This window comes from Roseibium sp. (assembly GCF_965232425.1).
GTDB lineage: Bacteria > Pseudomonadota > Alphaproteobacteria > Rhizobiales > Stappiaceae > Roseibium.
Map to the genome: position 1 here is coordinate 3,959,055 of NZ_OZ246971.1, position 14,251 is coordinate 3,973,305.

The 14,251-nt window shown below is 59.7% G+C and carries 12 protein-coding genes; 10 read left to right on the top strand and 2 right to left on the bottom strand.

Annotated features, from left to right (window positions below; all coding sequences use genetic code 11):
• The first annotated feature begins 66 nt into the window (after nucleotides 1-66).
• Complete coding sequence (locus ACO08A_RS18000) at nucleotides 67-1,161, top strand: HD-GYP domain-containing protein (RefSeq protein ID WP_422037350.1); 1,095 nt, start codon at nucleotides 67-69, stop codon at nucleotides 1,159-1,161.
• Between the two features lie 162 nt (nucleotides 1,162-1,323).
• Here ACO08A_RS18000 and hemF read toward each other — a convergent pair whose 3' ends face one another.
• On the bottom strand, nucleotides 1,324-2,250 hold the full coding sequence (gene hemF / locus ACO08A_RS18005) for an oxygen-dependent coproporphyrinogen oxidase (RefSeq protein ID WP_422037351.1): 927 nt from the start codon (nucleotides 2,248-2,250) through the stop codon (nucleotides 1,324-1,326).
• Between the two features lie 43 nt (nucleotides 2,251-2,293).
• On the bottom strand, nucleotides 2,294-2,764 hold the full coding sequence (locus ACO08A_RS18010) for a tRNA (cytidine(34)-2'-O)-methyltransferase (protein WP_422037352.1): 471 nt from the start codon (nucleotides 2,762-2,764) through the stop codon (nucleotides 2,294-2,296).
• Nucleotides 2,765-2,995: 231 nt separating this feature from the next.
• On the opposite strand from ACO08A_RS18010, the gene ACO08A_RS18015 reads away from it, so the two are divergent.
• From ACO08A_RS18015 to ACO08A_RS18055, 9 genes are all read left to right on the top strand, one after another.
• Nucleotides 2,996-4,783: an ABC transporter ATP-binding protein gene (locus tag ACO08A_RS18015; protein ID WP_422041774.1), complete on the top strand. Its 1,788-nt coding sequence runs from the start codon at nucleotides 2,996-2,998 to the stop codon at nucleotides 4,781-4,783.
• Between the two features lie 89 nt (nucleotides 4,784-4,872).
• On the top strand, nucleotides 4,873-5,274 hold the full coding sequence (locus ACO08A_RS18020; RefSeq protein WP_319383476.1) for a DUF2177 family protein: 402 nt from the start codon (nucleotides 4,873-4,875) through the stop codon (nucleotides 5,272-5,274).
• Between the two features lie 273 nt (nucleotides 5,275-5,547).
• Complete coding sequence (locus ACO08A_RS18025; protein ID WP_422037353.1) at nucleotides 5,548-7,341, top strand: putative bifunctional diguanylate cyclase/phosphodiesterase; 1,794 nt, start codon at nucleotides 5,548-5,550, stop codon at nucleotides 7,339-7,341.
• A gap of 392 nt (nucleotides 7,342-7,733) precedes the next feature.
• On the top strand, nucleotides 7,734-8,162 hold the full coding sequence (locus ACO08A_RS18030) for a hypothetical protein (RefSeq protein ID WP_422037354.1): 429 nt from the start codon (nucleotides 7,734-7,736) through the stop codon (nucleotides 8,160-8,162).
• Nucleotides 8,163-8,164: 2 nt separating this feature from the next.
• The gene (locus tag ACO08A_RS18035) at nucleotides 8,165-10,003 is read left to right on the top strand and encodes an ABC transporter ATP-binding protein (RefSeq protein ID WP_422037355.1); all 1,839 of its coding nucleotides are present in this window, start codon (nucleotides 8,165-8,167) and stop codon (nucleotides 10,001-10,003) included.
• A 303-nt stretch (nucleotides 10,004-10,306) separates the two neighbouring features.
• Complete coding sequence (petA, locus tag ACO08A_RS18040; protein WP_421979105.1) at nucleotides 10,307-10,870, top strand: ubiquinol-cytochrome c reductase iron-sulfur subunit; 564 nt, start codon at nucleotides 10,307-10,309, stop codon at nucleotides 10,868-10,870.
• Between the two features lie 25 nt (nucleotides 10,871-10,895).
• Nucleotides 10,896-12,161, top strand: coding sequence for a cytochrome b (locus ACO08A_RS18045; RefSeq protein WP_421979104.1), 1,266 nt, complete (start codon nucleotides 10,896-10,898; stop codon nucleotides 12,159-12,161).
• A gap of 30 nt (nucleotides 12,162-12,191) precedes the next feature.
• Nucleotides 12,192-13,031: a cytochrome c1 gene (locus ACO08A_RS18050; RefSeq protein WP_421979103.1), complete on the top strand. Its 840-nt coding sequence runs from the start codon at nucleotides 12,192-12,194 to the stop codon at nucleotides 13,029-13,031.
• Nucleotides 13,032-13,333: 302 nt separating this feature from the next.
• Nucleotides 13,334-14,215, top strand: a complete 882-nt coding sequence (locus ACO08A_RS18055) for an S-methyl-5'-thioadenosine phosphorylase (protein WP_422037356.1) — start codon at nucleotides 13,334-13,336, stop codon at nucleotides 14,213-14,215.
• Nucleotides 14,216-14,251 lie beyond the last annotated feature (36 nt).

Below are 14,251 nucleotides of genomic sequence, written 5' to 3' on the forward strand. Positions count from 1 at the left end.
GTTCCCTATAGGAATCCACCTGTATTTCATGTCTCACATGTTTTGAGGGCGCGAACGAGACGATCGATGGAAATAGTTCTTATTTCAGACGGGCCATTACCGATGGATTCCCCGGTCAGGAAGCTTCCCTTTTTCTTTCCGGCCCGCCTCATAAACATGGACATGGTGTCGCCGCACACGGTTGGTGAGGGCAAGGTGGCCGTGGTCGAGTTACTCGGTGCTACCGATGCCGGACTGACGGCACTGAAGGCGTCCTGGAGCAGCATCGCATCCATACCTGTCATCTGCCTGGTGTCGCAGAAGAACCGGAGGGAGGTCATCCAGGCCGGGGCACTCGGCAAGACGGAGACGCTTGAACGTGACGCGCCGTTCGCGCTCCTCCTGAAGCGGCTGAAGCAGCTCATGGAGACCGATATCCTTGAAGCACTTCCGCACAAGACCCCGGAAACGACGGCCCGCGCCTACAAGTCGAGCAACACCTTCCTTGAGAGCCTTTGCCTGTCGACGGTGGAAGGGGCCAAGATCCGCATCAGCCTGATGAACGAGAGCGCTGAAGACATGCTGACGGCGCTCAAGAAGGATGGCGTGTCGTGCTGGCTGAATGCCGTCGAGACACATCACAGCGCCACATACAGCCATTCGCTTCAAGTCGCCGGCCTTGCGGGCATGCTGGCCAAGCATATCGGCTGGAGCGAGGAGGACTGCAAGGAAGTCATCGCCGGCGGGCTTGTACATGACATCGGCAAGATGCGTATTCCGCTGACAATTCTCGACAAGCCCGGCAAGCTCACGCCTCAGGAGCGGAGCATCATCGACAAGCACCCGGTGTTCGGACGGGATATCCTGAAGTCGAGACTGGAAGTGTCCGCGGATGTGAAACGCATGGCCATTCAGCACCACGAGTTGCTTGACGGCTCCGGTTATCCGAAAGGCCTGCGCGGCGAGCAGCTTGTCCCGAAGGTGCGGCTGATCACCGTTTGCGACATATTCGTCGCGCTTACGGAACAGCGTTCCTACAGGGGCAGCGTTCCCTCGCGCACCGCAGTCGACATGCTGAAAGACATGGGGCCGAAGTTGGATCAGAAAATTGTCGCCAGCCTTTTCCAGATGCTCTTCGGGCGGGCCTTCGGTGCGGTCACGCGGGAAGCCCCGGCAGCCTGACCGGTCTAGGTGATGGACCCATAAATGAGGCGGAAATGGTTTGAGGCGGATTGCGTCTCCTCAAGGAGCGGAATCACATTTCCTTCACTTTCGCTCCTCGCAGTTGGTCAAAACGATCCAAACCAAATTGACTTCATTTTTGAGTCCCTGCCCTAAGCCCCCTCAGGGCCACTTCACAACCGGCGGCATGGACGAGAGGATCGAGGCGACGTTGCCGCCCGTCTTCAATCCGAAGATCGTGCCGCGATCATAGAGCAGGTTGTATTCCACATATCTGCCGCGCCTGACCAGCTGTTCCTCGCGTTCCTGCTCGGACCACGGCTTTTCGAAGTTCTTTCTCACCAGTTCTGGATAAATGCCCAGGAATGCCTCGCCGACGGCCCTGGTGAAGGCGAAGTCGGCGTCCCAGTCACCACTGTGAAGATAGTCGTAGAAGATACCGCCGATACCCCGGGCTTCATTGCGGTGCTTCAAAAAGAAATAATCGTCGCACCAGGCCTTGTAGGCATCATAGTCGGCGACGTCGTGGGCCAAGCAGGCAGACCGCATCGCCTCATGGAAGGCGATCGTGTCCGGATCTTCCTGTGTGCGGCGGGCATCCAGCACCGGCGTCAGGTCCGCGCCGCCGCCGAACCACTGCCTCGTTGTCACGACCATACGCGTGTTCATGTGAACCGCGGGCACATGGGGATTGTGCAGATGCGCAATCAGGCTGATGCCGGACGCCCAGAACCGCGGATCTTCCGAGGCTCCGGGTATCTGTCCCCGAAACTCGGGAGAAAACTCCCCGTGGACCGTGGAGACGTGAACGCCGACCTTCTCGAAGACGCGCCCGTGCATCATGGACATGACGCCGCCGCCACCTTTCTGGCCGGAGCTGTCGGTGCGCTCCCAGGGCGTGCGTTCGAACCGTCCCGCGGGCAGGTCGGACAGGGGGCCGGACCGTGTGCCGATTTCGTCTTCAAGGGTTTCGAAGGCCGCGCAGATCCTGTCACGCAGGCTCTCGAACCAGGCGGGTGCCGTGTCTTTCTTTTCCTCGATATTGCCGGGGATCGGACCACCGCGATTTTCAGGAGCAGGTGCATTCATGTAAGCAGGCCTTTAAGTCAAAGGGTGCGCGCCGGAGCGGCTTTCAATCCAGTTTCTTAGGAAATGTGTTCGTCTGCCGCAAGGCTTCACCAAGCGCCATGCCAGCGGATATGGCGACGTTGATCGAACGCATACCCTCGGCCATCGGAATAGTCAGCCGCGCGTCCACCAGATCGTGCACGCTCTGCGGAGCACCGGTGCTTTCGCGGCCCATGACCAGAATGTCGTCGGCCTGAAACTCAAAATCCGTGTAGTTCCTGTCCGACTTGGTGGTGAGCAGGATCAGGCGGCGGTTCTGGGTCAGCCTGAACAGTTCGAAGTCCGCAAAGCTCCTGTGCCGCCGCATCGAAGCGCGTTCAAGATAATCCATGCCGGCGCGCTTGAGCGCACTGTCCGAAATCGGAAAGCCTGCCGGCTCAATCAGATGCACAGTTACGCTCATGCAGGCGCACAGGCGCAGGATCGTGCCCGTGTTCTGCGGAATGTCAGGTTGATAGAGAGCTAGGTCGGGCATGCTTCGGGAATTCTTTTCAACGCGGGATTTCGGGCTCGGCTGGATATCAGCCTGGGCACCAAATGTCATTCGCGTTCGCGAAAACCGCAAGGATATTTGTTGGTCGGGTGACACCTTCCGCGCGTAGAATGACCGCTAGAATCGCACCACCTCCGGAGACGGCACGTGTCCTCACTCTTTCGCACATTTGAAACATGGATAGATCCGTTTCGAGGTCCGCCGCCAACGGACATGCCCCGGCACGGGATTGCATTTCTCGCTCATTTCGTGATGCAGGTCCGCTGGCCTTTCGTGGCCATGCTGGTGCTTGGAGGACTTTCTGCGTTCGTGGAAGTCACGATCTTCAATTTCCTCGGGCGGATCGTGGACCTTCTCGAAACGGGCAACAGGGACAGTTTCTTCACCGACCACGCCTGGACGCTCGCGGGGATGGCGTTCGTGGTTCTTGTTTTGCGGCTGATCGTCAACTCGCTCATGGCGCTGGTCGAGGAGCAGACCGTCGTTCCGGGTTTCTTCAACCTGGTCCGCTGGCAGTGCCACCAGCGTGTCATGAAACAGAGCCTGAGTTACTTCCAGGACGATCTCGCCGGACGTCTGGCGCAAAAGGTTCTGCAGTCGGGGCTGTCCGCAGGCGATTTCATGGTCAACCTGCTGCAGGTCGCCTGGTTCATCATCGTCTACGCGGTCACGACCCTGGTTCTGGTCACGCAGCTCGACGTGCGGCTCGGAGCGATCGTTGCCGTCTGGCTTGTGTGTTTTTCCGTGACCGCCGTCTACTTCGTTCCGCGCATCCGGCTGGCAGCCAAGGACACGGCAAACAGCTATTCCGGTGTAACGGGACGTCTCGTCGACACTTACACCAACATCCAGTCGGTGAAGCTGTTCGGCTCGACGGAAGAGGAAAACCGGGGTGCGCGCGAGGCGGTCGAACACTTTATTTCCAAGCTTCAGCGCTTCACCCGGTACCTGACCTCGATCAGGATGACGATGTCGCTGATCAACGGTGTCATGATCGTATCCATCACGGCTGCCTCGCTGCTAGTCTGGCAGGACGGCGGTATCAGCACCGGCCATGTCGCTTTCGCGCTCAGCCTGATCCTGCGTCTCAACATTCTCCTCAACCGGCTGTTCAATCAGCTCAATGGTCTGTTCCGGCATTTCGGCTCGCTACAGGACAGCATGGAGACGGTCGTCAAGCCGATAACGCTGACGGACGCCGCGAACGCCACCGCGCTTAAGGTCGAAGAGGGTGCGATCGGGTTCGAGAATATCCGCTTCCACTACGGCAAGGACGGCGGTGTGATCGATCACCTGAACCTCACCATCCGGCCCGGGGAACGGGTCGGTCTCGTCGGACCGTCGGGGGCCGGAAAGACGACGCTGGTCAGCCTGTTGCTCCGGTTCTTTGATCTGGAAACCGGGCGCATCGTGATCGATGGCCAGGATATCAGCCTGGTTGCGCAGGAAACGCTGCGCAGGTCGATCGGCATGGTGACACAGGACACGTCGCTTCTGCACAGGTCGATCCGGGAGAACATCCTTTACGGCCGCACGACAGCCAGTGAAAAGGATCTTGTCGAGGCCGCCCGCAAGGCGCACGCGCTCGAGTTCATCGAACAGCTTGCGGACAAACGGGGGCGGAGCGGGTTCGATGCCTTCGTCGGTGAGCGCGGGGTCAAGCTGTCCGGCGGACAGCGGCAGCGCATCGCGATTGCGCGTGTGCTGCTGAAAGACGCACCGATCCTTGTGCTCGACGAGGCGACGTCGGCACTCGATTCAGAAGTCGAGGCGGCGATCCAGGACAATCTGCAAAGCCTCATGGCCGGGAAAACCGTCATTGCCATTGCGCACAGACTGTCGACGATCGCGGCCATGGACCGGCTGATCGTGATGGACAAGGGGCAGATCGTGCAACAGGGAACACACGAGGCGCTTCTTGCGGACGAACGCGGACTTTATGCGCAGCTCTGGCACAGGCAGTCGGGAGGTTTCCTGAAGGCGGACGTTCAAACGGCCTGACCGGCGCACAAAGGGGCCGTGCGGTTGCAACAACATGATCCGACCGACACCGGGACGCGTATCAGCCATATCTTGTTTCCGAGGGTCCCATGGTTCAACACATCATTGCCTATTTTGCGACTGCACTGGTGTTTCTGGCAGTCGACTATGTCTGGCTGTCGCAGATCGCGACGCGGTTCTATTTCGACCGCATCGGGCATCTGCTCATGGACAAACCGAATATGGGGGCGGCCGGCGCATTCTATATCATCTACGTCGTCGGCATCGTGATCTTCGCAGTCGCGCCGGCGCTGAAGTCGGAAAGCCTCGCGATTGCCATCGTTTACGGGGCGATGTTCGGGTTCTTCACCTATGCGACCTATGATGTGACCAACTACGCAACGCTCCGGGACTGGCCGGTCATCGTGACCGTGGTCGATGTCGCCTGGGGAACCGTGCTTTCGGCCTTTTCGGCCGGTATGGGTTACGTGTTGACAAGAATGGTGACCTGACCCTTCGGCGACGATCCGGCAGGGTTCCGACAAATGGCCGCCTACTCCCTCGTTTCCCGCAACCGGTGCCGTTTCGGTTTCGAGCAGCTTCAATGCGTGCGTTGCATGTATTGTCAATAATACGACTGTATTGAAGCTGCCCGCTTAGCGATTCCTTCAAGTTATTCTGCCAAGATAGTCTTCAACTTGTGAAGCAGTTGATGAACTGGCATGGAAGCGTCCCCGGCCGACTGGCCTGCACTATTTCTGTTTGTCTGTGCCGGAGTAGGGGCCGTGTTCTTCTCCGCCGGGATTGCCTTGGGCCGACGCGGGTTGGGGCCTCCGGCCAACCAGCGACCATCAGAGTTCGGGAACGACGCTGCCATTCTCAAAACGGTGGTCGAGCATGCGCACGAGGGGCTTGTCCTTCAGGACGTCTATGGCCGGATCGAATGGTCGAACCCCGCCTATACCAGGATCACCGGCTATACCGCCGAGGAGATCCGGGGACGCCGCCCGCAGGAGTTCATCCTGCCTCCGAACAAGCAGCTTGCACCGGACGAGCTTGAAAACTTCAAGTTCGACCTGGACAAGTTTTCGTCCGGCTTCAAGGAACTGATCCAGAACCGGCGAAAGAACGGCGAACTGTTCTGGAACCAGCTCACATTCGCGCGCATCGAGGCTGAAACCGAAGACGACACCCGCATGATCATCCTGTGCCAGGACGTGACGCGCGAGGTCGAGCGCTTCGCGGAACTGGAGGAAACCCGCAAGCGGCTCAAGTACCAGGCGGAACACGACGAGCTGACGGGGTTGGTGACCCGGGCGAAAATCACGGAATTCCTGCAGGAGCGTCTGTCGGCAGGCCGGGACGAAGCGGATCAGATCGGCCTTCTGCTGCTCGATCTGGATCATTTCAAGGACATCAACGACAGCCATGGTCACAGCGCAGGCGATGCCGTGCTGCGTCACGTGGCCGGCGTTCTGAAAACGGTGATTGGCGATGACGGGCTGGCTGCAAGGATCGGCGGCGATGAGTTCATGGTCGCGTTCTTTCAGCCGGTCGAAGGCAAGCAGCTGGAACGCCTGGCGAGCCGCCTGCTTGACGACCTTTCGCAGCCGGTTCCAATCGAGCACCAGCGCTACAAGATCGGTGGGAGCGCCGGGCTCGTCCAGGCCGACTGCGCCAGGGTCGGGCTCGAGGAACTGATCAATTGCGGCGACATTGCCCTTTATGCGGCGAAAAAATCGGGACGTGGACGGTACCGCTGGTACACCGAAGCGCTCGGGACGGCGCACCGACACCGGCGCATGAGCATGGCGCGGCTGGATCAGGATCTGGAGAACGGCAATCTGACGCTCCTGATGCAACCGCAATTCGATCTCCACGCGCGGCGCATCACCGGTTACGAGGTCTCCGCCCATTGGCTGCATCCCTCCGAAGGCCTTGTCGATCCCAGGATGATGTTGAGCAGCCAGGATGACGCAAAGCGCATTTCAAGGATCGAGAGGTTTGCGCTGGAGATGGGCCTCGCCGAAATGGGCAGGCTGCTCGAGGCGTCCGGGATGCCGTTGCGGCTCAGCGTCGACCTTACCGCGGCCAGCCTGAGCGATCCGGAATTCGAGGCGCTGCTTGTTCAGCTTTGCGAAGACGCAGGTTTCGCGCTGTCTGACCTGACGATCGAACTCGACCCGGAAATCGTGCGTATCGAGGACTGCATCAGGCTGAAGGAAACGCTGGAGAGCCTCAAGACATCAGGTTGCGGTATCGCGCTCGACAACTTCGGCAGCCTTCAGAGCGGTTTGGGTCAATTCATCGAAAGCGGGGCGAACCTCCTGAAGATCGGCCCCTCGCTCATCACTGATCTGGAAACGAGCATCGACAGGCGACACTTGGTCGAAGCCGTCGTCAGTCTCGCTGCGAAGTTTGACTATCAGGTCGTCGCTCTCGGCGTCGAGCGGCCTGAACAAGAGAAGATTCTGCGGGATCTGGGTTGCGGGCACATTCAGGGCCCGATCGTTTCGCCGTGGAAGACTCCCCGGGAAGCCGAGATCCACGTTCGCGAATTCGTCTTCGAGGACCACTGACGTTTCGCCCCGGTCCCGCCGGACCGGCGCAATGTGTCCGATTGGCAACAGGTGTCAGTTACGTTGAGGCGCCGGCAAGATAGCCCTTTCCATTTTCGCCTAAAACGGTTACCAACACCGTCAGTCAACCTCACGTCGTTGACGTTTGATTTTCCTTGTGGCCGCCGGCCGCGCAACCAGGAGGGCTTACATGATAGATCATCATATGATCCAGGCATTTCCAGTCCCCACTGGCTGCACCAAGGTGGTCGTCCGGCAGCTTTAGGCGCCAACACTTCCTTTTTCACATCTTAGTTCTGCGGTGACCGGCTTAAGCCGTCCGTGTGCTGCGCGTTTCTTGTCACGTGTCTGCCGTCACCATTGACCAAATTCCCGTTTTCGGAGCCGTTCCGATGAATTCGTTCTACCCACAGGACCTGTCTGCGCCGGCGGACCGTCCGGATGTTGAAGTGCCGCCGCCGCCAGTTCCACAAGGCAGTGCGCGGCGCAGGCTGATGCGCGGCCTGCTGCATGCCGCTGCGTTTGCCGGTGTCACGTTCATTGTCGCAGTGCTGCTGTTCGTGCCGGTGCTCGTCTACAACCTGGGCCGCGTCGAGGCCCTTGAAGTTGCAGGCAGACACATCCCGGTCTCCGTCTTCATTGACGAACTGGGGGCTCTCTTCTGGGGCACGGCGATCATTGCGCTGTCATTTACAAGTCTGATGTCCGGTCTGTTCTTCATGACAACCGGGACAACCATTCGCCCGCGGCCGCAATCGATGGCCGGTCAGGATGCCATGGCGCATCTGACCGTGCTACGTTTGAGCCGCTCTGAGAGGTAGTCATGTTTGACCGTTTCGAAAAGCTCGTGGATCCCTTCGAGAAGACCGAGCTCGACGTTCCGCCAAGCGGGTTCTGGGCGTTCTGCTGGTATTACACCAAGCCCGTCTGGCCGATCCTGCTCGTCGTCTCCATCCTGGGCGCGCTCATTGCCGTTCTGGAAGTCACCATTTTCACGTTTCTGGGCGAGCTGGTCACCTGGCTCAGCACCGAAAACGCGGAAACGTTCTTCCAGGACAACTGGGGGCAACTCGTCTGGATGGGGCTCGTTGTGCTGGTTCTGCTGCCGGGAATTGCCGCGATCTGGGAGATGCTGTTTCACCAAGGCCTGATGGGCACCTATCCGATGTCGGTGCGGTGGCGTGTTCACCGCTACCTTCTCCGGCAGAGCATCTCGTTCTACCAGAACGATTTTGCCGGCCGTATCGCCAACAAGCTGATGCAGACGGCACTGGCGGTGCGCGAAGTGGTCACGCGGATCGCGGATATCCTCGTCTATGTGGTGGTCTATTTCGTTGCGGCGCTGTTCGTGGTCGCGGAGGCGAGCATCTACTTCGCGATCCCGTTCATGGCCTGGCTCGGCTGCTACCTGATCACCATGCGGGTGTTCATTCCGCGGCTCAAGGACGTGTCGCGGGAGCAGGCCGATGCGCGGTCCGTGATGACGGGGCACGTGGTCGACGCGTATACGAACATATCGACCGTGAAACTGTTCTCCCATGCGGAGCGCGAAGAAGACTATGCCAGGTCTTCCATGACGTCGTTCCTGAAGACGGTGTTCCTGCAGATGCGGCTGGTGACCGGCATGAACATCACGCTAACGACCCTCAACATGGTGCTGCTGTTCGCCGTTGCGGCCATGTCGATCATGCTCTGGCAGGCGGGCAAGGTAACGACCGGGGAAATCGCTGTCGCGGTTGCGCTCGTCCTGCGGTTCCAGGGCATGTCGCAATGGATCTTGTGGGAAGTGTCTGGCCTGTTTGAAAACATCGGGACCGTGCAGGACGGCATCAACACGATCTCGCGCGAGCGGGATGTGGTGGATGTCCCCAATGCCCAGGCGCTTTCCGTACCGAAGGGCGAGATCCGTTTTGACGGGATCGGCTTTCACTACGGCAAGAAGTCCGGCGTGATCGAAGACCTGGACCTGACAATTGCTCCGGGTGAGAAAATCGGTCTGATCGGGCGTTCCGGTGCCGGCAAGTCGACCATCGTCAACCTGCTGCTGCGTTTCTATGACCTGGAGCGTGGCCGCATCCGGATTGACGGGCAGGACATTGCCGGCGTGCGGCAGGACGATATCCGGGCGAATGTGGGGGTGGTCACGCAGGACACATCGCTACTGCACCGGTCGATCTTCGAGAACGTTGCCTATGGCAAGCCGGATGTCGAGCGGGACGAGGTCGAGGCGGCGCTTGAGAAGGCGCATGCAATGGACTTCGTGAAGGGCCTGACCGACCTCAACGGACGCACGGGGCTGGATGCCCATGTCGGTGAGCGCGGTGTCAAGCTGTCCGGCGGCCAGCGGCAGAGAATTGCGATTGCCCGGGTCCTGCTCAAGGATGCGCCCATTCTGGTGCTGGACGAGGCGACATCCGCGCTGGATTCGGAAGTCGAGCTTGCCATTCAGGAAAGTCTCTTCGAACTGATGAAGGGCAAGACCGTGATCGCGATCGCTCACAGGCTGTCGACAATCGCGGCGCTGGACCGGCTGATCGTCATGGATCAGGGACGAATCATCGAGGAAGGCTCGCACCAGGAACTGCTCGATGCCAACGGTCTCTACGCGCAGCTCTGGCAGCACCAGTCGGGTGGCTTTCTGGCGCCTGTTCAGGCGGCATAATTCGCAAAACGAAATGGCGGGATCGGGATTCATTTGAATTCCGGTCTTGCGCTTTTTCCCCAAAAAAGGGCAGAAAAGCGGCGTGGCTGTTGTTTTGCCTGCGACATATGCGTTTTGTGGCGTTTGTTTGTCTGGACAAGCGTTTCGAAGGGTGCAAAAAGACAAGCCGCTTGGCCGATGCGGGGAACTGCCGCACTTGGCCACCGTTGAGCCCGGCATGGTTCCCTCTATCCTTCTCCCAGGATAGCGGTGGGACATGATGCGGGCTATCGGTACAGGTAGAACTTTTGAGGGGACGCGACCTTGGCACACAACACGGATGCGGAAGAACCGAACCGCCGTGATTTTCTCTATATCGCGACCGGCGCAATGGGCGTTGTGGGCGCCGGCGCGCTGGTATGGCCGTTCATTGATCAGATGAACCCGGATGCCTCGGCGCTTGCGCTGGCGTCCATCGAGGTTGACGTGTCTGCCGTCGAAGAGGGGCAGTCAATCACCGTCAAATGGCGCGGCAAGCCGGTGTTCATCCGCAACCGCACGGAAACGGAAGTGACCGACGCCAAGGACGTTCCGATTGCGGATCTGCCGGACAAACTGGCCCGGAACGCCAACCTGCCCGCCGACGCCGAGGCAACCGACCCGAACCGGGGCGTCAAGGACAAGGAAAACTGGCTCGTGCAGATCGGTATCTGTACGCACCTGGGGTGCGTGCCGATTGGCGACGCCGGTGAGTTCGGCGGGTGGTTCTGCCCCTGCCATGGCTCGCACTACGATACGGCCGGCCGCATTCGTAAAGGCCCGGCTCCCGAGAATTTGCTGATTCCGCCGCTCGAATTCGTCAGCGACACGACAATCAAGATCGGTTAACGGCAGAAATTTTTAGGAGACAGCCATGGCTGGACATTCAAACTACGTACCGCAGAGCGCTGCGGCCAAGTGGCTCGAAAGCCGCCTGCCGGTCATTTCGCTCATGCGCGGTTCCTTCGTGGACTTCCCGACACCGAAAAACCTGAACTACTGGTGGACCTTCGGCGGGATCCTGTTCTTCGTGCTGATCGCTCAGATCCTCACCGGGATCGTTCTGGTGATGCACTACACGCCCAGCACCGATGCCGCGTTCGACAGTGTCGAGCACATCATGCGCGATGTGAATTTCGGCTGGCTGCTGCGGTATCTCCATTCGAACGGCGCGTCGATGTTCTTCATCGCCGTCTATATCCATATTTTCCGCGGCCTCTACTACGGTTCCTACAAGGCACCGCGCGAGATCTCGTGGATCCTCGGCGTGATCATCTTCCTGATCATGATGGGAACGGCCTTCATGGGCTACGTTCTGCCCTGGGGCCAGATGTCCTTCTGGGGCGCGACCGTCATCACGAACCTGTTCTCGGCGATCCCGCTCGTGGGTGAAGCCATCGTGACGTGGCTGTGGGGCGGTTTTGCCGTCGACAACCCGACACTGAACCGGTTCTTCTCGCTCCACTACCTGCTGCCGTTCATGATCTTCGGCGTTGTCATCCTGCACGTGTGGGCGTTCCACACCACGGGTAACAACAACCCGACGGGCGTGCAGCCGAAGACCAAGCAGGACACGCTGCCGTTCCACCCGTACTACACGGTGAAGGACCTGTTCGCGATCGTCGTGTTCATGATCTTCTTCTCGTGGTTCGCCTTCTACCTGCCCAACTATCTGGGCCATGCGGACAACTACATCGAGGCGAACCCGCTCGTGACGCCGGCGCATATCGTTCCGGAATGGTACTTCCTGCCGTTCTACGCGATCCTGCGCGCCGTGCCGGACAAGCTTGGCGGCGTCGTGCTGATGTTCGGTGCCATCGCGGTCCTGTTCATCCTGCCCTGGCTCGATACGTCGAAAGTCCGTTCGGGAACCTACCGGCCGCTGTTCAAGCAGTTCTTCTGGATCTTCGCGCTGACCTGCGTTGCGCTCGGATATCTTGGCGCGATGCCGGCGGAAGGCATCTACGTGACGCTGTCGCGTATCTTCACCGCCTACTACTTCGCTCACTTCCTGATCGTCCTGCCGATGCTCGGTTTCCTGGAGAAGCCGCGCCCATTGCCGGCATCGATTTCGGAAGCGGTGCTGAAGGGCGGATCAGGGCAACCCGCCGGCGCAGCCGCCGCGCCGGAAACGAAATAACGCGAACCGGATCAGGAGTTATTTGAGACAATGAGCACCATGATCAATATGGTTCGTTCCCTGGTGGCGGTGGCATCCCTTGCCATCGCGACACCGGCCCTCGCCGCCGGAGCCAAGGTGGAAATCGACTATCAGAACTGGTCCTTCGCCGGACCGTTCGGTTCCTATGACCGCGGACAGCTGCAGCGCGGCTTCAAGGTCTATCGCGAAAACTGTTCCGCTTGTCACGGCCTGAGGCTTGTCGCCTTCCGTAACCTGGCAGAAAACGGCGGGCCGAGCTTCACGGAAGACCAGGCCAAGGCTATTGCTGCCGAATACACCGTTGTCGACGGCCCGGACGATTTCGGCGACATGTATGACCGGCCGGCGATCCTGGCAGACCGCTTCCCGTCGCCTTTCCCGAACGAGCAGGCTGCCCGTGCAGCGAATAACGGCGCGTACCCGCCCGATTTCTCGCTGCTGGCAAAGGCCCGTGCCGCGCAACGCGGCTTCCCGGGCTTCGTTTTCGACATCTTCACGCAGTACCAGGAAAACGGTCCTGACTACATCTACTCGCTTCTGACCGGGTATGTGGACCCGCCTGCGGATGTCACCGTACCGGATGGCCAGTACTACAACCACTCGTTCCTGGCCGGCCAGTTCATTTCGATGGCACCGCCGCTGTTCGACGAGGCAGTCGAATATACCGACGGCACGCCGATGACGGTCGAGCAATACGCGAAAGACGTTTCCGCATTCATGATGTGGGCCGCGGAGCCGCATCTGGAAGACCGCAAGAAGATCGGCTTCCGCGTGATGGTGTTCCTGATCGTGTTTGCAGGCCTGCTGTACTTCACCAAAAAGCAGCTCTGGCGCAACGCGGAACACTGATCCGCACAAACACCGGCAGATTTCAAAAGGCGGGCCTCGGGCCCGCCTTTTTTGTTGGCCGTTGCCTGAAGCCCCAACCTCATTTCGAGGTGCGCAGCCCCGAAAGACGGGCGGCAGCTTCAGAGCCGGCTGCGCCATCCTTCGAGACGGACCTTGCAGTCCTCCTCGGGAAGAAGCCGTGCCGGGTTGCAGCGCTGATCTGTGATCGGCCTGCCTTTTTTGTTTTTTGACCTATTCAAGTTTCCCGCTGCTTGTTAATCAGCTGACAGGACTGGATTCTTGTTTCAACTGGAGACTTGGCAATGGCTGATGCGGTTCTTGGGATTATCGGCGGTTCGGGCATCTACGATCTTCCCGGGCTTGAAAACGCCGAATGGATCACTGTTGCCAGCCCCTGGGGAACGCCGTCCGACCAGGTCCGGATCGGTGAAATAGACGGACTGAAAATCGTGTTCTTGCCTCGCCACGGCCGGGGACACGTCTATTCGCCGACGACAATCAACTACCGTGCGAATATCGATGTGATGAAGCGCTGCGGCGTCACCGATCTCCTGTCTGTCTCGGCCTGCGGGTCCTTGAAGGAGGAGCATGCGCCGGGCACTTTCGTTCTGGTCGACCAGTTCATCGACCGCACGATCGCCCGGGAAAAAAGCTTCTTCGGCACCGGGTGCGTCGCGCATGTGTCGATGGCAACACCGGTCAGCCCGAAGCTGATCGAGGCCGTTGCCGCGGCTGCGGAAGCCGAAGGCCTCGCCTATGCGAAGGGCGGGACTTATCTTGCGATGGAAGGCCCGCAGTTTTCCTCGCTTGCCGAAAGCCATCTCTACCGGTCGTGGGAATGCGACGTGATCGGCATGACCAACATGCCGGAAGCCAAACTCGCGCGCGAAGCGGAGATCTGTTACGCGACGGTCGCGATGGTCACCGACTATGACAGCTGGCATCCCGATCACGGCGAAGTGGATATCCAGGCCATCATCAAGGTTCTGCATGACAATGCCGAAAACGCCCAGCGTCTTGTCGCCCGGGTTGCGAGGGATCTGCCGCGAGACCATCAATCCTGCCCGGCAGGGTCCGACACGGCACTCGAGTTTGCCTTCATGACGGCACCCGAAAAACGCGACCCCGCGCTTGTGGCGAAACTCGACGCGGTGGCAGGGCGTGTTCTGAACCGGACGTCCTGACGCAAGAGCGGTTGTTACACCGATCAATGCAACATG

Excerpts from the sequence above, each read along its gene's own strand:
- ACO08A_RS18000 (WP_422037350.1), top strand. The coding sequence starts at position 67 with ATGGAAATAGTTCTTATTTCAGACGGGCCATTACCGATGGATTCCCCG.
- hemF (WP_422037351.1), bottom strand. The coding sequence starts at position 2,250 with ATGAATGCACCTGCTCCTGAAAATCGCGGTGGTCCGATCCCCGGCAAT.
- ACO08A_RS18010 (WP_422037352.1), bottom strand. The coding sequence starts at position 2,764 with ATGCCCGACCTAGCTCTCTATCAACCTGACATTCCGCAGAACACGGGC.
- ACO08A_RS18015 (WP_422041774.1), top strand. The coding sequence starts at position 2,996 with ATGCCCCGGCACGGGATTGCATTTCTCGCTCATTTCGTGATGCAGGTC.
- ACO08A_RS18020 (WP_319383476.1), top strand. The coding sequence starts at position 4,873 with ATGGTTCAACACATCATTGCCTATTTTGCGACTGCACTGGTGTTTCTG.
- ACO08A_RS18030 (WP_422037354.1), top strand. The coding sequence starts at position 7,734 with ATGAATTCGTTCTACCCACAGGACCTGTCTGCGCCGGCGGACCGTCCG.
- ACO08A_RS18035 (WP_422037355.1), top strand. The coding sequence starts at position 8,165 with ATGTTTGACCGTTTCGAAAAGCTCGTGGATCCCTTCGAGAAGACCGAG.
- ACO08A_RS18045 (WP_421979104.1), top strand. The coding sequence starts at position 10,896 with ATGGCTGGACATTCAAACTACGTACCGCAGAGCGCTGCGGCCAAGTGG.
- ACO08A_RS18050 (WP_421979103.1), top strand. The coding sequence starts at position 12,192 with ATGAGCACCATGATCAATATGGTTCGTTCCCTGGTGGCGGTGGCATCC.
- ACO08A_RS18055 (WP_422037356.1), top strand. The coding sequence starts at position 13,334 with ATGGCTGATGCGGTTCTTGGGATTATCGGCGGTTCGGGCATCTACGAT.